Here is a 17867-nt window from a genome sequence, read left to right as displayed (position 1 = left end):
GGCCCACCGGACCTGCGGATGTCCGGCCGGACCGAGCCGGATCGACCGTCCCCTGTCCGGCCGGACAGGGGCGAAACGGCCACCCTGTTGCCCGTGCTTCAGGCCGTCGGCAGCCCCAGCAGCGTGCGTGCCACGGTCCGCGGCGACTCGTCGCGCTCCCGCGCCAGCGCGATGACGGCCCGGCACGCCAGCTCGTTCACCCCGAACGACAACGCCTCCGGCGACACCCACCCCGCCGCCTCGTCGATGCGCTCCTGGTCGTCCTCCGCGCACGCCGACACATACGCGGCGGCGGCCTCGAACAGGTTGTGCGTACGCCGGTCCGGACCGGCCTTCCGCTCCGTGCGTGCGGCCTCGCGGAACCCGGCCCAGGCCTTGCGAACCCTGTCGAACACAGTGATCACCTTCCCCCTCGTCGCTTCTCTCGCCGATCGCTCACCCGCTGCTACTCAACGTAGAGTTGGAGCTGCGGCGGCAGAAGGGGGAAGGTGCGGTGAAGCGCCGGCCTCGCTCAGCTCTCCCGGACAGCCAGGGCGAGGAATCGGTCGTCCTCGTCGACGTATGAGGTCATGGTCCACCCCGAACCGCCCACCAGCGGCCGGAGATTGGGCTCCGCGCGCAGGTCGTCCGAGGTGATCTGCCGCCCTTGGCGGGCGGCGAGCGCCGCGCGACCGATCGGGTGGAAGAGGGCGAGCCTGCCGCCGGGGCGCACCACGCGGGCCAACTCCTGCAGGTTCTCCGCGGGGTTGGGCAGGTGGGCGATCAGGCCCGCCGCGAACACCGCGTCGAGCGACTCCGAGCGCAGCGGCAGCGCCGCCACGTCGGCGAGCAGCAGCCACCCGTCACGGTTCCGTCCGGCCCGTACGGCGGCCTGCAGCATGGCCGGGGTCAGATCGGCCCCGAGGACCACTCCCGAGGCGCCCACGGCCGCACGCAGCGGCGCCAGGGCACGTCCGGTGCCACAGCCGGCGTCGAGGACGCGGTCGCCCTCCCGCAGGACGAGCTCGGCGACCGCGGCCGCGTAGGCGGGGCCGTCATCGGGGAACCGGCTGTCCCAGTCGGCCGCGCGGGCCGTGAAGAACTCCTGGACGTGCGTACGGTCGTCGTTCATGTTCGGCATGATCCCTCACTGACGCGGAGGACGCCCGGCGCGCATGTTCGAGCGGGACGCGATCGTTCAGGTACATCTCTGCGTCATATTCCAGCAGCTTCCGAAATGCGCCCCCTTTGTGCTCCCGTGCCCCGGCTAGCGTCCCGGGGCCATGGGACACCTGGACCACGCCACCTTCGGCTGGCTGACCCCCGTACTGTCGTACGTCATGGCCTGCACAGGCGCCGCACTGGGCCTGCGCTGCACGGTCCGCGCGCTCGGCGCCACCGGCCGCTCGCGCCGCAACTGGCTGATCACGGCCGCCTCGGCCATCGGCACCGGCATCTGGACCATGCACTTCGTGGCCATGCTCGGCTTCAGCGTCAGCGGGACCGAGATCCGCTACGACGTGCCGCTCACCGTCCTCAGCCTGCTCGTGGCCATGATCGTCGTCTGCGCCGGCGTCTTCGCGGTCGGCTACGGCCGCGACCGGGCCCGCGCGCTGCTCCTCGGCGGCCTCACCACCGGGCTGGGCGTCGCGAGCATGCACTACCTGGGCATGGCGGCGGTACGCCTGCACGGTGAGGTGACGTACGACCCGATGCGCGTCGCCCTCTCGGTCGTGATCGCCGTCGTCGCGGCGACCGCGGCCCTGTGGGCGGCGCTCAACATCAAGTCGCCCGTCGCGGTCACCGTCGCCTCCCTCGTCATGGGCGTGGCCGTGAGCAGCATGCACTACACCGGGATGTTCGCGGTGCGTGTGCAGGTCACGTCCTCCGGCGAGGTCCTGCCCGGGGCCACGGCGATGCAGTTCGTCTTCCCCCTCGCCGTCGGCCTCGGGTCCTATCTCTTCCTGACCTCCGCCTTCGTGGCGCTGTCGCCGACGGCGGGGGAGCGCGAGGCGTCCGCATCGGCTCAGCGGCCCGTGGAGAGCGCCGCCCACTGACGGCGCACAGCACCGGCACGCCCCCGAACCCCTTCTGAACGAGGAGGCCATGCGTACACCCCGTAGGAACCCCGGCACAGGCGCCACGACGCCGTCCCCACCCCCTGCGCGCGGTCGCCGTGCCCACGCGGGCCCACCGGCCGACGAAGGTCCCCAGGACCCCTCGGGCGCGGACACGACAGGCCGTCCCACGCGCGCGGGGCAGCGCTGGCACATCCGTCCGCGCACCGTGCGCGCCAAGATCGTCTGCCTGCTGATGGTGCCCGTCGTATCGCTGCTGGCCCTGTGGGCGTACGCCACCGTCAGCACCGTTCAGGACATCGCCCGGCTACGGCAGTTGCAGCGTGTGGACTCCGGTGTCCGCGCCCCCGTCGCGGACACCGTGGCCGCACTCCAGGCCGAGCGCGCCGCCGCCGTACGGCACGCCACCGACCCCACCGCCGAGGCCGGCGCCGACCTTCAGCGCCTCGCGGAACGCACGGACCGCGCGGTGGCGAAACTGCGGCTCGGCGACCGCAACACCGTCGCCGACGGACAGGAACTGCCCGAGGGCGTCGCCCAGCGGCTCGAAACCTTCGTCACCGGCACCGAGCGACTGCGGTTGCTGCGCACCGACGTACTGGACCGGCGCGCCGGATGGGACGAGGCGTACCAGCGGTACACGACGACCATCTCGACGGCCTTCGGCGTGGGCAGCGCCCTCACCGGCATCCAGGACGCCGAACTCGGCTCCGACGCGCGCGTACTGCTGGAGTTCTCCCGCGCGGGCGAAGCCCTGGCCCAGGAGGACGTGCTGCTGTCGAGTGCACGGCTCGCCGGTGGCCTCGACGGCGAGCGGCTGCGACTGTTCACCGGCGCGGTCGACACCCGCCGCGCCCTCACCGACGCCGCGGTCGCCGACCTGCGCGGCGACGAGCGCGCCGCCTGGCGGAACCTCGCCGAGGGCGGTGACTACGCCGCCGTGGTCTCCATCGAGGACAAGGTCCTGGCCGGCCGCCCAGGATCCGCGGCGATCAAGGCCGCGCCCGAAACCGCCTGGGACCCCGCACACGCGCGCGTGCAGGGCGGTATACGCACCATCGAGCAGAACGCCGCCCGGAGCGTGGCCGACCGGGCCGACCCGTTCACCCGCGGTCTGCTCACCCCGGCGGGCGCCGCCGTCCTCCTCGGCCTCGCCGCCGTCGCCGCGTCCCTCGTCATCTCCGTACGCATCGGGCGCGGCCTCGTCGTCGAACTGGTCAGCCTGCGCAACAGCGCCCTGGAGATCGCCCGCCGCAAACTCCCCGAAGCCATGCGCAAACTGCGCGCGGGGGAGGAGATCGACGTCCGGGCCGAGGCCCCGCCCGGGCCGCCCGCCGAGGACGAGGCCGGCCAGGTCGCCGAGGCCCTCGGCACCGTGCACCGGGCCGCGCTGCGCGCCGCCGTGGAGCGCGCCGAACTCGCCAGCGGCATCTCCGGCGTCTTCGTCAACCTCGCCCGCCGCAGCCAGGTCCTCGTCCACCGCCAGCTGAGCCTCCTGGACAGCATGGAACGCCGCTCCGACGACCCGAACGAACTGAGCGACCTCTTCCGGCTCGACCACCTCACCACCCGCATGCGGCGCCACGCCGAAAGCCTGATCATCCTCTCCGGCGCGGCCCCCGGCCGAGCCTGGCGCATGCCGGTCTCCCTGACCAACGTGGTCCGCGCGGCCGTCTCCGAGATCGAGGACTACGCGCGCGTGGAGGTACGACAGCTCCCCGAAGCCCTCGTCATCGGCGCTGCCGTGGCCGACCTCACCCACCTGCTCGCCGAGCTCGTCGAGAACGCCGCCCAGTTCTCACCCCCGCACACGCGCGTGCGCATCACCGGCGAGCCCGTCGGCAACGGCTACGCCATCGAGGTCGAGGACCGCGGCCTCGGCATGGGCAAGGAGACCCTCGCCGAGGCCAACCGCCGTATCGCCCAGTCCGAAGCCCTCGACCTGTTCGACAGCGATCGGCTCGGTCTCTTCGTCGTCAGCAGGCTCGCGGCACGCCACGACATCAAGGTGCACCTGCGCACCTCCCCCTACGGCGGCACCACAGCGGTCGTCCTGCTGCCCACCGCCCTGCTGCACAGCGGCGTGCCGGAACGTTCCGGCGACAAGGCGGCGGACCCGGAACACGAGTACGCACGCATGCCCGGCGGCCCCCTCCACCGGGAGGCCGTCCCCACCACGGGCGACCGGCCCGCCCTGGTGGCCCCCATCCCGGCCGCGACGCAGACCGGCCCCGAACCCCCGCCCCCCGGAGTCGCCACCTTGCGTCTGCACCGTCCCCCCGAGCCCGCCGAAGCCCCCGAAGATCTCCCGCGCCGGGTACGGCAGGCCAGCCTCGCCCCCCAACTGCGGGAACGGCGCCCCTCGGACACCGCCCAGCCGTCCGCTCCGCGGAACGACGACCGGCGCACCCCCGAAGTCGTACGCGACCGCATGGCGGCCTACCGCGACGGATGGGCGCGCGGCGGCGGCCGCCCACCCGGCCGCGGCGCCACCCCCGACCCCGCAGGCGGCAGTGACAGCAGCGAAGGAGACCCCGCATGATCCAGGACCCCAGCATGAGAGCCGCCGTGGGGGTCCCCCCGCTCGAGCGAAGCCGAGAGTGGGGGAGGTCCGGCGAACTCGACTGGCTGCTGGACGACTTGGTGCTGCGCGTGACCGAGGTACGGCACGCCGTGGTGCTCTCCACCGACGGACTCGCCGTGGGCGCCTCGACCGACCTCGGCCGCGAGGACGCCGAGCACCTCGCCGCCGTCGCCTCCGGCTTCCACAGCCTGGCCAAGGGCGCCGGCCGGCACTTCGGCGCCGGCGGAGTGCGCCAGACCATGGTGGAGATGGACGACGCGTTCCTGTTCGTGGCCGCCGCCGGCGACGGCTCCTGCCTGGCCGTCCTCACCGCCGTCACGGCCGACATAGGCCTGGTGGCGTACGAGATGGCACGACTGGTCAAGCGCGTCGGCGAACACCTGTACACGGCGCCGCGCGTGAGCGCGCGGCCGCCCGCCGCCGGATGAGGCGAGAAGGCGGTCCGCACAGATGACCGAGGACATCAAGGGCACCCCGCGCGAGCAGGGCAGCCAGTGGTACGACGGCGAGGCCGGCCCGCTCGTCCGGCCGTACGCCATGACGGGCGGCCGTACCAAACCGGGTCCCACCGGAGTGCGCTTCGACCTCGTCGCCCTGGTTACCCTCGATCCGGGCGCTCCCCACCTCGACGACGACCCCACGCTCGGCCCCGAGCACCGGGCCCTCATCGACCTGTGCCGCATCGAAACCCAGTCGGTGGCCGAACTCGCCGCGGGCGCCGACCTCCCCGTCGGCGTCGTCCGGGTGCTCCTCGGCGACCTTCTGGAACTCGGCTGCGTCACCGTCAGCCGTCCCGTACCGCCCGCGCAGCTGCCCGACGAACGGATTCTGCGCGAGGTCATCGACGGACTGCGGGCGCTGTAGATGAACCCACACGACAACCCGCGCGCGTACGGCCGTGCAGAGCGCCGACTCACGCACCTTTGTGGGCGCGGAACGGACCCGAGCCGGTCACTTCGGGCAAAGAGCGGTCCCACGACCCTTCGGGGTCCGGCCGTTGTCATGATGCTGACTTCGCACACATGCACCGAAGCCGTGCGCGGACGCCGTGCCCGGGCGTGGCATGCGCATGCCGACGTCGACCCTTGCCGGAACTCCCGAGAGAAGTGATCGATGGTCTCCGAGACGTCCGACGCCACCGAGGGTGAGACCACCGCCCTGGCGTTGAAGATACTGGTCGCCGGCGGATTCGGCGTGGGCAAGACCACCCTGGTGGGCGCGGTCAGCGAGATCAGGCCGCTGCGCACCGAGGAACTGCTGAGCGAGGCCGGTCAGTTGGTGGACGACACCGACGGCGTGGACCACAAGGTCACGACGACCGTCGCCATGGACTTCGGCCGCATCACCATCCGCACCGGCCTCTCCCTGTACCTGTTCGGCACGCCGGGACAGGACCGGTTCTGGTTCCTCTGGGACGAGCTGTCGCAGGGAGCGCTGGGGGCGGTCGTCCTGGCCGACACCCGGCGCCTGGAGGACTGCTTCCCCGCGGTGGACTACTTCGAGCACCGGCACATCCCGTTCGTGGTGGCCGTCAACTGCTTCGCCGGCGCCCGCGCCTACGGCGCCCAGGATGTCTCCCGCGCGCTGGACCTGGACCAGGGAACGCCGGTCGTGCTCTGCGACGCACGCGACAAGGACTCGGGGAAGGAGGTGCTGATCCGGCTCGTCGAGTACGCCGGACGGATGCACACCGCCCGACTGCTCGACTCCGTGAGCTGAACGATCGGGCGGACTTCAGTCGGCGACGGCCTTCTGCGCCACCACCTTGTCGACGATGACCCGGACCAGGAGTTCGCCCGGCACGCCGTTGCGCGCCCCGAACTCCTCGGCGCGATCCTCACCCATGTACCGCGCGCCGATACGGGCCGCCCACAGCCGGAGTTCGTCGAGATCCTCCGAAAGCCGGGCCTGCCCCTGCAGGACGACGTAGTCGAACGGCGGACGGTCGTCGTCCACACAAAGAGCGACCCGCCCGTCCCGGGCCAGATTGCGCCCCTTCACGCTGGCCTTGGAGGTGTTGAACACCACCTCGTCCCCGTCGAGCAGAAACCAGATCGGCGTCACATGCGGGCTCCCGTCAGCCTTGACGGTCGACAGCTTTCCGGTGCGGGTGCCCTGCGAGACGAACGCCCGCCATTCCGTGTCGGTCATCTTCTGTGCCATGCCCCCATCCTCCTTGCCCGGCGGCCGGTCGTGGGGAAGGCTGGCGGAGAGATCCTCCGGCCAGGGGGAGTCGTCACACGGGGAGATCGACATCATGGCGCACAAGGGACTGGGCTGGCTACTGGACGACTTGACCGAGCGTGTGGAACACGTGCGGCACGCACTCGTCCTGTCCAACGACGGACTGGTGACAGCGGCGAGCACGGGGCTCAGGCGCGAGGACGCCGAGCACCTCGCCGCCGTCGCGTCCGGACTGCACAGCCTGGCCAAGGGATCGGGACGCCACTTCGGCGCCGGGCAGGTGCGCCAGACGATGGTGGAGTTCGACGACGCGGTGCTGTTCGTCACGGCGGCCGGCAGCGGTAGTTGTCTGTGCGTACTCAGCGCTGCCGAGGCCGACATCGGCCAGATCGCCTACGAGATGACACTGCTCGTCAACCGGGTCGGCGAGCACCTCGGCGTGGACACCCGGCAGCCTGAACGGTCTTCGTCCACAGACCTCTGACCTGCAGGTTCTTCAGCCCCCGCGAAGTTATCCACAGGCTTGCCGCGTGATCGACCGAAACGGCTACGGTGGTGTGACCACGAGCGCACAGACAGTGAGCACGCGACCACGACTCCACGGGGGAGATGCACCATGTCAGGCAACACCATCACGAAAACCGACGGCCTTGCGTACACGCCGAGCCGTGCAGCCCGGGAACTGGGACTGAAGCGGCGGGAGTTCGACCTCGCGGTGAACCTCGGGTGTATCCGCACGGTGCCCGACGAAGGTGGTGGAGGGCGCCGTGTCGCCCGCGCCGAGATCGAGCGGTTGCGCGCCGAGGACGGCTTTCCGGAGGCGCTTCTCGAACGGGTGCGGAGTGTGAGCACGGGCGAGGCCGCGGGCCTCATGGGCGTGACGGGTGACCGGTTCACTCGCCTCGCTCGTGTGGGCCTGGTGGTGCCGGTCGCGTTCTATCTGAACCGTTATCGGACGCTGGTGTGGCTCTATCTGGCGGAGGAACTCCGCCAGTTCTCGGCCGACGAGCAGAACGCACCGCTGGTGAAGGGGCGTTCGCTGCCAGAGCGGCTGCGGGTTCAGCTGGAGGCCGGGCTGGACCTGCGCGCCCGTAACTGGCGGGGACGGCATCTGGGATTCCTGCTGCGCCGGGCCGAGGATCCTTGGGAGCGCGCCGGGGCCCTGGCCGCACTGCTGGACCCCGTCCAGATCGCGGAAATCGTCAAGGATCCGTACGAGCGCGCCCATGTGAACCGGTTCCGGCCGGGGCCGCCCACCCATGGCGCGCCCGGTTCACCGGCGGCGCAACTCGCCGAGAGGATCATGACGGCCGACGATCCGGACGAGATCGGCTGGCTGCGGGCCGACCTCGCCCGGGCACTGGACGAAGCCCGCGCGCACCGCCCTGCCCCGCGTCCGGCACCTCGCGCGGAACGCCGGGCTGAACTCGCCCATAAGTACGCGGCGGAGCATCGAGCTGCCCCCCAGGCAGAGCACCTGGCCGACCCCCGCCACGCACCCGCACCCGAGCCTGAGCGCCCCCGCGGCCTGCTGGGCCGGCTGCGCCGCAGAAGCTCGTGAAAGCCCGTCCTCGCGTGCCCGGGCCTTCGCCTACAGCGCCCTGAACAGCCCTTCCTGGACGACCGACACCAGAAGACGGCCCTCCAGGTCGTAGATCCGCCCGCGGGCGAGCCCTCGCCCGCCGGTCGCGATCGGTGACTCCTGGTCGTACAGGAACCACTCGTCCGCACGGAACGGCCGGTGGAACCACATCGCGTGGTCCAGCGACGCCATGTCGAACCCGCGCGGACCCCACAGGGGCTCGACCGGGATGCGCACGGCGTCCAGCAGAGTCATGTCGCTGGCGTATGTCAGGGCGCAGGTGTGCACCAGCGGGTCGTCGCCGAGCGGTCCGACCGCGCGCATCCACACGGCGCTGCGCGGCTCGGCGTCCTTGACCTCCTCGTGCGTCCAGCGCAGCCGGTCCACATACCGGATGTCGAACGGCTGGCGCCGCGCCATCCGCTCCAACTGCTCGGGCAGCGCACCCAGATGCTTCCGGACCTCGTCGACGACCGTCGGCAGCGACTCCGGATCCGGCACCTCCCGGGCCGGCGGCAGCTGGTGCTCGAAGCTCCCTTCCTCAGGCTTGTGAAAGGAGGCGGTGAGATTGAAGATCGTGCGGCCCTGCTGCACGGCCGTGACCCGGCGGGTCGTGAACGACCGCCCGTCCCGGACCCGTTCGACCTGGTACACGATCGGCACACCCGGCCGTCCGGGGCGCAGGAAGTACGCGTGCAGCGAATGCACCGGGCGCTCGCCCTCCGTGGTGCGCCCGGCGGCGACCAGCGCTTGGCCGGCCACCTGGCCGCCGAAGACCCGCTGCAGGGATTCCTGGGGACTGCGGCCGCGAAATATGTTGACCTCGATCTGCTCCAGGTCGAGCAGGTCGACGAGCCTCTCGGCCGGGTTTGTCATGGCTGTCTGTCTCCTGTACTCACAGCTGGCCGACGTCGGTGACGCGGACCACGGCACGGCCTTCGGCGTCGGAGGCCGCAAGGTCGATCTCGGCACTGATGCCCCAGTCGTGATCGCCGCCCGGGTCGTCGAAGATCTGCCGGACGCGCCACAGCCCGTTCTCCGGCTCCTCCTCGATCAGCAGCAGCTTGGGACCACGCGCATCGGGGCCGGTGCCCAGGTCGTCGTACTCGTCCCAGTACTTGTCCATGGCCTCGCCCCAGGCGTCGGCGCCCCAGCCGGACTCGGCGTCCAGCTCGCCCAGCTCCTCCACCTGGTCGAGGGCGGCCAGCTCGACGCGGCGGAACAGGGCGTTGCGGACCAGGACGCGGAAGGCGCGCGCGTTCGAGGTGACCGGCTTGACCTGGTCGGCCTTCTCCTGGGCCTCCTCGGCCGTCATCTCCTCCGGGTTGGCGAGCTGCTCCCACTCGTCCAGCAGGCTGGAGTCGACCTGGCGCACCATCTCGCCGAGCCACTCGATCAGATCCTGGAGGTCCTCGGACTTCAGGTCGTCCGGGATGTTGTGCTCAAGGGCCTTGTACGCGCTGGCCAGGTAGCGCAGCACGATGCCCTCGGTCCGGGCCAGCTCGTAGAAGGAGACCAACTCCGTGAAGGAAAGCGCCCGTTCGTACATGTCGCGGATGACGGACTTCGGCGACAGCGGATGGTCACCGACCCACGGGTGGCTCTTGCGGTACGTGTTGTACGCGTGGAAGAGCAGCTCCTCCAGCGGCTTGGGGTAGGTGACGTCCTGGAGGCGCTCCATGCGCTCCTCGTACTCGACACCGTCCGCCTTCATCGCGGCCACGGCCTCGCCGCGCGCCTTGTTCTGCTGGGCGACGAGGATCTGCCGCGGATCGTCCAGCGTGGACTCCACGACGGACACCATGTCCAGCGCGTACGACGGCGATTCGGGGTCCAGCAGCTCGAAGGCGGCCAGCGCGAAGGTCGACAGCGGCTGGTTGAGCGCGAAGTCCTGCTGGAGGTCCACGGTGAGACGGACGATACGGCCCTCGGCGTCCGGCTTGTCCAGCTTCTCGACGATGCCGCCGTCCAGCAGCGAGCGGTAGATGGCGATCGCGCGCCGGATGTGCCGCAGCTGCTGCTTGCGCGGCTCGTGGTTGTCCTCCAGGAGGTGCCGCATGGCCTCGAAGGCGTTGCCGGGCCGGGCGATCACGGACAGCAGCATCGTGTGCGTGACCCGGAAGCGGGACGTCAGCGGCTCCGGCTCGGAGGCGATGAGCTTCTCGAAGGTGTCCTCGCTCCAGGCGACGAAGCCCTCCGGCGCCTTCTTGCGGACGACCTTGCGGCGCTTCTTCGGGTCGTCGCCCGCCTTGGCGAGCGCCTTCTCGTTCTCGATGACGTGCTCGGGAGCCTGGGCCACGACGAAGCCCGCCGTGTCGAAGCCCGCCCGCCCGGCCCGCCCGGCGATCTGATGGAACTCACGTGCCCGCAGGGTGCGCACCCGGCTGCCGTCGTACTTGGTCAGGGCGGTGAACAGCACGGTGCGGATGGGCACGTTGACGCCGACGCCCAGCGTGTCCGTGCCGCAGATGACCTTCAGCAGACCGGCCTGGGCGAGTTTCTCCACCAAGCGGCGGTACTTGGGCAGCATGCCGGCGTGGTGCACTCCGATGCCGTGCCGGACGTAACGGGAGAGGTTGCGGCCGAACTTGGTGGTGAAGCGGAAGTTGCCGATCAGCTCGGCGATCTGGTCCTTCTCCTCGCGCGAGCACATGTTGATGCTCATCAGCGCCTGTGCCCGCTCCACCGCCTGCGCCTGCGTGAAGTGCACGATGTAGACCGGTGCCTGCTTGGTCTCCAGCAGCTCCGTCAGCGTCTCCGTGAGCGGGGTGCGCCGGTACTCGTAGGAGAGCGGTACCGGACGCGTCGCCGAGCGGACCACCGAGGTCGGGCGGCCGGTACGCCGGGTGAGGTCCTTCTCGAACATGGAGACGTCGCCGAGGGTGGCCGACATGAGGACGAACTGCGCCTGCGGAAGTTCGAGCAGCGGGATCTGCCAGGCCCAGCCGCGATCCGGCTCCGCGTAGAAGTGGAACTCGTCCATGACGACCTGGCCGATGTCCGCGTGCTTGCCGTCGCGCAGCGCGATCGAGGCCAGCACCTCCGCGGTGCAGCAGATGACCGGGGCGTCGGCGTTGACGGAGGCATCCCCGGTGAGCATGCCGACGTTCTCGGTGCCGAACAGTTTGCACAGCTCGAAGAACTTCTCCGACACCAGTGCCTTGATCGGGGCCGTGTAGAAGGTGACCTCGTCCCGGGCCAGGGCGGCGAAGTGGGCACCCGCGGCGATCATGCTCTTGCCGGAGCCCGTGGGTGTCGACACGATCACGTTCGCGCCGGAGACCACCTCGATCAGCGCCTCCTCCTGGTGGGGGTAGAGCGTGAGACCGCGCTCCTGCGCCCACGACTCGAAGGCTTCGTAGAGGGCGTCGGGGTCGGCGGTCTGCGGCAGCTGATCGATGAGGGTCACGCCCCCATCTTGCCTGGCCTCCTGGCCGATGCGGGAATCGGATGTCCGCCCGAAGATCGCGAACGCTACGCTGTGTCGCCGAAACGACGTCAGCGCACCAAGTCAACTGGACAGCGGCGCACGAGGAATGGGGCGGGCAGCGGCAATGATGGGACCAGCACACTCTCTCTCGGGCGCCGCGGCCTGGCTCGGCGTCGGAGCCGCCGCCACCGCGGCAGGGCATGGGATGCCCTGGCCGGTCCTGCTGTCCGGCGCGCTGATCTGCGCCGGCGCCGCGCTCGCCCCCGACCTCGACCACAAGGCCGCCACCATCTCGCGCTCCTTCGGACCGCTGTCACGCTGGCTCTGCGAGATCGTCGACAAGCTCTCGTACGCCGTCTACAAGGCCACGAAGAAGCAGGGCGACCCACGTCGCTCCGGCGGGCACCGCACGCTCACGCACACCTGGCTGTGGGCGGTCCTGATCGGCGCGGGTACCTCCGTGCTGGCGATCACCGGCGGGCGATGGGCGGTACTGGCGATCCTCTTCGTCCACCTGGTGCTGGCCATCGAGGGCCTGCTGTGGCGGGCCACCCGCGGCGCCAGCGCCGACGTCCTGGTCTGGCTGCTGGCCGCGACGAGCGCCTGGATCCTCGCCGGTGTGCTGGACCAGCCGGGCAATGGGGCGGACTGGCTGTTCACGGCACCGGGCCAGGAGTACCTGTGGCTGGGGCTGCCGATCGTGCTCGGCGCTCTGGTGCACGACATCGGGGACGCTCTCACCGTGTCGGGCTGCCCGATACTGTGGCCGATTCCGGTCGGCCGCAAGCGCTGGTACCCGATCGGGCCGCCGAAGGTCATGCGGTTCCGGGCGGGCAGCTGGGTGGAGCTCAAGGTGCTGATGCCGGCGTTCATGGTGCTCGGGGGAGTGGGCGGCGCGGCGGCACTCAACGTGATCTGAGGCCCCGCCCGGCGGCCACGGCGCGCACGGCCTCAGTCGGAGCCTGGACGCGTGCCTTCCCCGTATCGGCGTTCGAAGCGGGCGACGCGGCCCTCGGTGTCCACCGTGCGGGCCTTGCCGGTGTAGAAGGGGTGGCTCTCGGAGGAGATCTCGACGTCCACGACGGGGTAGGTCTCGCCGTCGTCCCACTCGATGGTCTGGTCGCTGGACGCGGTGGACCGGGTCAGGAAGGCGTACCCGGCGGCGCGGTCCCGGAAGACGACCGGGTGGTAGTCGGGGTGCTTGTTCTGCTGCATGGCTGCTCCTGGTGCGGCGGGGGCGTCGAACGGGCGGGGGCGGCGTCAGCCGGAGATGGCGTCCTCGTCGACGATGTGGATGGCGGCTTCCTCCGCGGAGGCGGCTGCGCCGTCGATGCCGACGTCGGTCGCGATCAGCGCGGCCTCGTCGTCCTCGTGTGCGCCCTCGTCGGGGGCGACGAGTCGCCCGGAGCGGGTGGCGCCGACCTCGTTGTCCAGGAGTTCCCCGTCGGTGCCGTCGCTGTCGCCGATGCCGTCTCCGTCGGGTACGGACAGCTCGGGCAGTTCCTCGGCCAGCCGCTGGTCGAGGGTCTCGCCCTGTACCCGCTCGGCCGCCGTCACACCGGTGTGCTCCACCGCCCACGGCCGCTCCGGAGGGGACCAACCCCGGTCCAGGGGGTCGCTGACACCGTCGTTCTCAAGGGTGTCCTCCCCGTCGAGCAGCCCCGTGTCCTCCCGCTGCTCGGATCCGTCGGGCTGGTAGACGTCGTCTCCCCATCCGTCGGCGCTGTTCACGGGTACCTCCAGGTGGTGAGGACGGGGCCGTTCCCGCCAGGGTCGGCGGCGCGCCGCCCGTGCCGAGGACACAGACTGCGCCCAACGCGGTCCCGCGCACTTCGCGGACGCTCCCCGAGCCTGCGCCGCTTTCCAGCCTTCCACCCCTGTTCGCCCCTGCGCAACGGCACGGGCGCCCACATGGGGCGGGCCGCCGGAGCGGTGGGACCGGCCTTGGGGGCCGCTGCGAGGAGGGTGCTCAGGTTGGCGTGGTGCGTGGCGGTGGCGGGGGGCGTCCGCAGTGGGCAAGGCACTCGGGTTGTCGCGGTGCGCGGCGATCGTACTCGGGCTGTGGCGGCGAGCGGCGCTGGTAGGGACAGCCCCAGGCTGACCGCCGAGGGCCCGCACGCCGCTCCCCGCCACCCCTCACCCGTGCCACGACCTCCACAACGCCGCGTACGCCCCGTCCGCCGCTACCAGCTCCCCATGGCTGCCCAGCTCACTGATGCGGCCGTTCTCGACGACGGCGATGACGTCCGCGTCATGGGCGGTGTGGAGGCGGTGGGCGATCGCGACGACGGTGCGGCCGTCGAGGACACGGGCCAGGGAGCGCTCCAGGTGGCGTGCCGCGCGCGGGTCGAGGAGGGACGTCGCCTCGTCCAGGACCAGGGTGTGCGGGTCGGCCAGCACCAGCCGGGCCAGCGCGATCTGCTGCGCCTGTGCCGGGGTGAGCGCCAGCCCGCCCGAGCCGACCTCGGTGTCCAGCCCCTCGTCCAGCGCACGTGCCCACCCGTCCGCGTCGACCGCGCCGAGCGCCGCCCACAGCTCGGCGTCGACGGCGTCGGGCCGCGCGAGCAGCAGGTTGTCGCGCAGGGAGCCGACGAAGACGTGGTGCTCCTGGTTGACGAGGGCCACTTGGGAGCGGACGCGTTCCGCGGGCATACGGGACAGTTCCGCGCCGCCGAGGGTGATCCGGCCCTCGCGCGGTGCGTAGATCCCGGCGAGCAGCCGGCCCAGGGTCGACTTGCCCGCGCCGGAGGGACCCACCAGCGCCAGCCGGGTGCCGGGCGCGACCTCCAGCGACACCCGGCGCAGCACGTCGACGCCCTCGACGTAGCCGAAGTGCACCCGGTCGGCGTGCACGTCCCGCCCGTCGGGTGCCACCGCCGGGTCCCCGGCGTCCGGCTCGATGTCGCGCACACCGACGAGCCGGGCCAGCGACACGTGGGCCACCTGCAGCTCGTCGTACCAGCGCAGGATCAGACCGACCGGATCGACGAGCATCTGCGCGATCAGCGCGCCCGTGGTCAGCTGCCCGACCCCGAGCCAGCCCTGGAGCACGAACACCCCACCGACCATCAGGACGGAGGCGAGCACGGTCACGTGCGTGACGTTGACGACCGGGAACAGTACCGACCGCAGCCAAAGCGTGTAACGCTCCCAGGCCGTCCACTCCTTGATCCGCCGCTCCGACAGCTCCACCCGGCGGGCACCGAGCCGGTGCGCCTCGACGGTGCGCCCGGCGTCCACGGTCTCGGCGAGCGCGGCGGCCACGGCGGCGTACCCGGCGCCCTCCGAGCGGTAGGCGGCCGGCGCCCGCCGGAAGTACCAGCGGCAGCCGACCACCAGCAGCGGCAGAGCGAGCAACACGGCGGCCGCCAGCGGCGGTGCCGTGACGACCAGGCCGCCCAGCAGCAGAGCCACCCACACGACACCGATCGCCAGCTGGGGCACCGCCTCGCGCATGGCGTTGGCGAGCCGGTCGATGTCGGTGGTGATCCGGGACAGCAGATCGCCCGTCCCGGCCCGCTCCAGGACACCGGGCGGCAGCCCGACCGACCGCACGAGGAAGTCCTCGCGCAGATCGGCCAGCATCCGCTCGCCCAGCATCGCGCCGCGCAGCCGCACCTCGCGCACGAAGACGGCCTGCACGACCAGCGCGAGCAGGAAGAACGCGACCGTGAGGCCCAGATGCAGCTCGTGCGCACCGTCCGACACCCGCTCGACGAGACCGCCCAGCAGATAGGGGCCCGCCATGGAGGAGACCACGGCGACCGTGTTGACGGCGATGAGGAGCAGGAAGGCCCGGCGGTGCCGGCGGAACAGCTCGGTCACGTAGGCGCGTACGGTCGCGGGCGCGCCGACGGGCAGGGTGTGCGCCGTCGTCGGGGCCGCCGGGTCGTACGCCGGTGGCGCCACGCCGATCATGCGGTCTCCTCGATCTCGTCCAGTTCGTCCAGCTCGTTCAGTTCGTCGACGTCGAAGTCGTCGAGTGCGCCGCTCAGCGCGGCCTCCTCCTCGGTCTCACGCGTCACCACGGCCCGGTACCGGGGCTCCATGTGCAGCAGCTCCCGGTGCACGCCGACCGCCGCAACCTCACCCTCGTGCACCAGCACCACCCGGTCCGCGCGGTCCAGCAGCAGCGGCGAGGAGGTGAACACAACCGTCGTGCGCCCGGCCCGCAGCTCGCGCACGCCTTGCGCGATCCGCGCCTCGGTGTGGGAGTCGACGGCGGAGGTCGGTTCGTCCAGGACGAGCACCTCCGGGTCGGTGATCAGCGACCGGGCGAGGGCGAGCCGCTGGCGCTGGCCACCCGAGAGGGAGCGCCCGCGTTCGGTGATCAGGGCGTCCATCGGGTCGTCGACGTCGAGCGAGCCCTGCACGAGCGCCGCCAGCACGTCCTCGCACTGCGCGGCCGCCAGCGCAGCCTCCGCGCGGACCTTTCCGGACGCGGGGACATCGAGCAGTTCGCGCAGGGAGCCCGACAGCAGCACGGGGTCCTTGTCCTGGACCAGGACGGCCGCCCGCGCGCGGTCGAGCGGCAGTTCGTCGAGCGGAACGCCGCCGAGCAACACCGACGCACCCGCTTCCGACGGATGCCCGCCGAGACGCTCGGCCAGGCGCCCCGCCGCATCGGGATCGCCGCACACCACGGCGGTGAGCCGCCCGGACGGCGCGAGCAGGCCCGTGGCCGGGTCGTACAGATCCCCGGAGGGCAGCTCGCCCGCGCCCTCACGCGAGTCCGCGCGCGGGCCCTCACCCGTGCCCCCGTGGGAGCCCGCCCCCGCGCCGCCCGCGCGCGAGCCTCCCCGCGCCCCCTCGGCGTCCATGACCCGCTCCAGAGACAGCACCCGCGCCGCCCGTTTGGCCGAGGGCCGGGAGAAGGAGTACGCCATCGCGATCTCTTCGAAATGCCGCAGCGGATAGGTGAGGATCATGACCGAGCTGTAGACGGTGACGAGTTCGCCGACGGTGATCCGGCCCTGCCGGGCCAACTGCACGCCGTACCAGACGACCGCGATCAGCAGCAGGCCGGGCAGCAGCACCTGGATCGCTGAGATCAGCGACCACATGCGGGCACTGCGCACGGCCGCGTGACGGACCTCCTGGGAGGCGCGGCGGTAGCGGTCGAGGAACAGTTCCTCGCCGCCGATGCCGCGCAGGACGCGCAGCCCGGCGACCGTGTCCGAGGCGAGCTCGGTGGCGTATCCCGCCTTCTCGCGCTGGAAGTCGGCCCGGCGGGTTGCGCGGGGGAGCAGCGGCAGCACCGCCACCGCCAGCACGGGCAGGCCCACGGCGACGACGACGCCGAGGGCGGGCTGGTAGACGACGAGGCCGATGCAGACCAGCACGATCGTGACGGCCGCCGCGGTGAAGCGGGACACGGCCTCCACGAACCAGCCGATCTTCTCGACGTCCCCCGTGGAGACGGCCACGACCTCGCCCGCCGCGACCCGACGGGTCAGCGCGGAGCCCAGTTGCGCGGCCTTGCGGGCCAGGAGCTGCTGGACCCGGGCGGCGGCGGTGATCCAGTTGGTGACGGCGGCCCGGTGCAGGAAGGTGTCGCCGACGGCGTTGCCGGCGCACGCCAGTGCCATCAGCCCGCCCGCGAGGGCGAGACGTGCCCCGGAGCGGTCGACCACGGCCTGGACGGCGAGGCCGACGCAGAACGGCAGCGCGGAGACCGACACGAAGTGCACCAGCCCCCAGGCCAGCGAGACGAGCTGACCGCGCAACTGGTTCCGGCCGAGCCACCACAGGAATCGCGGCCCCGAACGCGCGTCCGGCACACCGGGGTCGGGATACGGAAGGTCTTGAATCTGCATGACGTCCCAGGGGCTCGAGTCAGGGATGGAACGGTGGGCGGAAGAGTCGGCGGAAGGGGTGGGCGGGGGACGGAGACAGTGCCCGGTCGACACGCGGCGGACCCGCCTGTCGGCAACAAGCCGTGAAAGGCTCGCGCCACAGCGTGGTCCGAGGCAACCGGTTTTCCGTCCCGCCGCACAGAACCGGCTACCGCCCGGCCCACCTCGCGCGGCT

Annotated in this window: 17 protein-coding genes; 8 read left to right on the top strand and 9 right to left on the bottom strand. The window is 71.7% G+C overall.

Annotation, left to right across the window (positions count from 1 at the left end; all coding sequences use genetic code 11):
- Positions 1 to 98 precede the first annotated feature (98 nt).
- Together KWI83_RS12365 and KWI83_RS12360 are read right to left on the bottom strand one after the other, a co-directional pair.
- Positions 99 to 395 (bottom strand): hypothetical protein, encoded by a 297-nt coding sequence (locus KWI83_RS12365; RefSeq protein WP_218514370.1) that lies wholly within the window; start codon positions 393 to 395, stop codon positions 99 to 101.
- A gap of 116 nt (positions 396 to 511) precedes the next feature.
- Positions 512 to 1111, bottom strand: a complete 600-nt coding sequence (locus KWI83_RS12360) for a class I SAM-dependent methyltransferase (protein ID WP_218514369.1) — start codon at positions 1109 to 1111, stop codon at positions 512 to 514.
- Positions 1112 to 1262: 151 nt separating this feature from the next.
- Between KWI83_RS12360 and KWI83_RS12355 the strand changes: the two genes are divergently transcribed.
- The 5 genes from KWI83_RS12355 (at position 1263) to KWI83_RS12335 (ending at position 6360) form a co-directional block, all read left to right on the top strand.
- Positions 1263 to 2036 (top strand): MHYT domain-containing protein, encoded by a 774-nt coding sequence (locus tag KWI83_RS12355; protein ID WP_218514368.1) that lies wholly within the window; start codon positions 1263 to 1265, stop codon positions 2034 to 2036.
- A 49-nt stretch (positions 2037 to 2085) separates the two neighbouring features.
- On the top strand, positions 2086 to 4599 hold the full coding sequence (locus tag KWI83_RS12350; RefSeq protein WP_218514367.1) for a nitrate- and nitrite sensing domain-containing protein: 2514 nt from the start codon (positions 2086 to 2088) through the stop codon (positions 4597 to 4599).
- On the top strand, positions 4596 to 5069 hold the full coding sequence (locus KWI83_RS12345) for a roadblock/LC7 domain-containing protein (RefSeq protein ID WP_218514366.1): 474 nt from the start codon (positions 4596 to 4598) through the stop codon (positions 5067 to 5069). Before KWI83_RS12350 ends, KWI83_RS12345 begins: the two co-directional genes overlap by 4 nt.
- Positions 5070 to 5091: 22 nt before the next feature.
- Entirely contained in the window at positions 5092 to 5505 is a 414-nt protein-coding gene (locus KWI83_RS12340; RefSeq protein WP_218514365.1) for a DUF742 domain-containing protein, read from the top strand.
- 249 nt (positions 5506 to 5754) lie between these two features.
- Entirely contained in the window at positions 5755 to 6360 is a 606-nt protein-coding gene (locus tag KWI83_RS12335; RefSeq protein WP_218514364.1) for an ATP/GTP-binding protein, read from the top strand.
- A gap of 15 nt (positions 6361 to 6375) precedes the next feature.
- On the opposite strand, the gene KWI83_RS12330 is transcribed toward KWI83_RS12335, so the two are convergent.
- Positions 6376 to 6804, bottom strand: a complete 429-nt coding sequence (locus KWI83_RS12330; protein ID WP_218514363.1) for a PPOX class F420-dependent oxidoreductase — start codon at positions 6802 to 6804, stop codon at positions 6376 to 6378.
- 94 nt (positions 6805 to 6898) lie between these two features.
- Here KWI83_RS12330 and KWI83_RS12325 point away from each other — a divergent pair, with 94 nt between their 5' ends.
- Positions 6899 to 7309 (top strand): roadblock/LC7 domain-containing protein, encoded by a 411-nt coding sequence (locus KWI83_RS12325; protein ID WP_256362138.1) that lies wholly within the window; start codon positions 6899 to 6901, stop codon positions 7307 to 7309.
- Between the two features lie 132 nt (positions 7310 to 7441).
- Positions 7442 to 8386, top strand: coding sequence for a DUF6397 family protein (locus tag KWI83_RS12320; protein WP_218514362.1), 945 nt, complete (start codon positions 7442 to 7444; stop codon positions 8384 to 8386).
- 30 nt (positions 8387 to 8416) lie between these two features.
- On the opposite strand, the gene KWI83_RS12315 is transcribed toward KWI83_RS12320, so the two are convergent.
- Both KWI83_RS12315 and KWI83_RS12310 read right to left on the bottom strand, forming a co-directional pair.
- Positions 8417 to 9283 (bottom strand): acyl-CoA thioesterase II, encoded by an 867-nt coding sequence (locus KWI83_RS12315; RefSeq protein ID WP_218514361.1) that lies wholly within the window; start codon positions 9281 to 9283, stop codon positions 8417 to 8419.
- 19 nt (positions 9284 to 9302) lie between these two features.
- Positions 9303 to 11816: an RNA helicase gene (locus KWI83_RS12310; RefSeq protein WP_218514360.1), complete on the bottom strand. Its 2514-nt coding sequence runs from the start codon at positions 11814 to 11816 to the stop codon at positions 9303 to 9305.
- Between the two features lie 145 nt (positions 11817 to 11961).
- Between KWI83_RS12310 and KWI83_RS12305 the strand changes: the two genes are divergently transcribed.
- The gene (locus KWI83_RS12305; RefSeq protein WP_218514359.1) at positions 11962 to 12756 is read left to right on the top strand and encodes a metal-dependent hydrolase; all 795 of its coding nucleotides are present in this window, start codon (positions 11962 to 11964) and stop codon (positions 12754 to 12756) included.
- Positions 12757 to 12788: 32 nt separating this feature from the next.
- On the opposite strand, the gene KWI83_RS12300 is transcribed toward KWI83_RS12305, so the two are convergent.
- From KWI83_RS12300 to KWI83_RS12285, 4 genes are all read right to left on the bottom strand, one after another.
- Positions 12789 to 13052, bottom strand: a complete 264-nt coding sequence (locus tag KWI83_RS12300) for a type B 50S ribosomal protein L31 (protein ID WP_218514358.1) — start codon at positions 13050 to 13052, stop codon at positions 12789 to 12791.
- 45 nt (positions 13053 to 13097) lie between these two features.
- A complete protein-coding gene (locus tag KWI83_RS12295) occupies positions 13098 to 13568 on the bottom strand; it encodes a DUF5709 domain-containing protein (RefSeq protein WP_218514357.1) in 471 nt (156 codons plus the stop codon).
- 405 nt (positions 13569 to 13973) lie between these two features.
- Complete coding sequence (locus tag KWI83_RS12290; protein ID WP_218514356.1) at positions 13974 to 15755, bottom strand: ABC transporter ATP-binding protein; 1782 nt, start codon at positions 15753 to 15755, stop codon at positions 13974 to 13976.
- Positions 15752 to 17653 carry an ABC transporter ATP-binding protein gene (locus KWI83_RS12285; RefSeq protein WP_218514355.1) on the bottom strand — a complete coding sequence of 634 codons (1902 nt, stop codon included), beginning with the start codon at positions 17651 to 17653 and terminating at the stop codon, positions 15752 to 15754. Before KWI83_RS12285 ends, KWI83_RS12290 begins: the two co-directional genes overlap by 4 nt.
- Between the last annotated feature and the right edge of the window lie 214 nt (positions 17654 to 17867).

It is taken from the genome of Streptomyces sp. TRM70350 (assembly GCF_019219825.1).
Taxonomy (GTDB): domain Bacteria; phylum Actinomycetota; class Actinomycetes; order Streptomycetales; family Streptomycetaceae; genus Streptomyces.
This window is presented reverse-complemented; position numbering and strand designations above follow the sequence as displayed.

Bases quoted from the DNA above. Each gene is read 5' to 3' on its own strand.
- KWI83_RS12325 (WP_256362138.1), top strand. From the start codon at position 6,899: ATGGCGCACAAGGGACTGGGCTGGCTACTGGACGACTTGACCGAGCGT.
- KWI83_RS12345 (WP_218514366.1), top strand. From the start codon at position 4,596: ATGATCCAGGACCCCAGCATGAGAGCCGCCGTGGGGGTCCCCCCGCTC.
- KWI83_RS12290 (WP_218514356.1), bottom strand. From the start codon at position 15,755: ATGATCGGCGTGGCGCCACCGGCGTACGACCCGGCGGCCCCGACGACG.
- KWI83_RS12320 (WP_218514362.1), top strand. From the start codon at position 7,442: ATGTCAGGCAACACCATCACGAAAACCGACGGCCTTGCGTACACGCCG.
- KWI83_RS12360 (WP_218514369.1), bottom strand. From the start codon at position 1,111: ATGAACGACGACCGTACGCACGTCCAGGAGTTCTTCACGGCCCGCGCG.
- KWI83_RS12355 (WP_218514368.1), top strand. From the start codon at position 1,263: ATGGGACACCTGGACCACGCCACCTTCGGCTGGCTGACCCCCGTACTG.
- KWI83_RS12315 (WP_218514361.1), bottom strand. From the start codon at position 9,283: ATGACAAACCCGGCCGAGAGGCTCGTCGACCTGCTCGACCTGGAGCAG.
- KWI83_RS12285 (WP_218514355.1), bottom strand. From the start codon at position 17,653: ATGCAGATTCAAGACCTTCCGTATCCCGACCCCGGTGTGCCGGACGCG.
- KWI83_RS12300 (WP_218514358.1), bottom strand. From the start codon at position 13,052: ATGCAGCAGAACAAGCACCCCGACTACCACCCGGTCGTCTTCCGGGAC.
- KWI83_RS12340 (WP_218514365.1), top strand. From the start codon at position 5,092: ATGACCGAGGACATCAAGGGCACCCCGCGCGAGCAGGGCAGCCAGTGG.
- KWI83_RS12330 (WP_218514363.1), bottom strand. From the start codon at position 6,804: ATGGCACAGAAGATGACCGACACGGAATGGCGGGCGTTCGTCTCGCAG.
- KWI83_RS12335 (WP_218514364.1), top strand. From the start codon at position 5,755: ATGGTCTCCGAGACGTCCGACGCCACCGAGGGTGAGACCACCGCCCTG.
- KWI83_RS12350 (WP_218514367.1), top strand. From the start codon at position 2,086: ATGCGTACACCCCGTAGGAACCCCGGCACAGGCGCCACGACGCCGTCC.
- KWI83_RS12305 (WP_218514359.1), top strand. From the start codon at position 11,962: ATGATGGGACCAGCACACTCTCTCTCGGGCGCCGCGGCCTGGCTCGGC.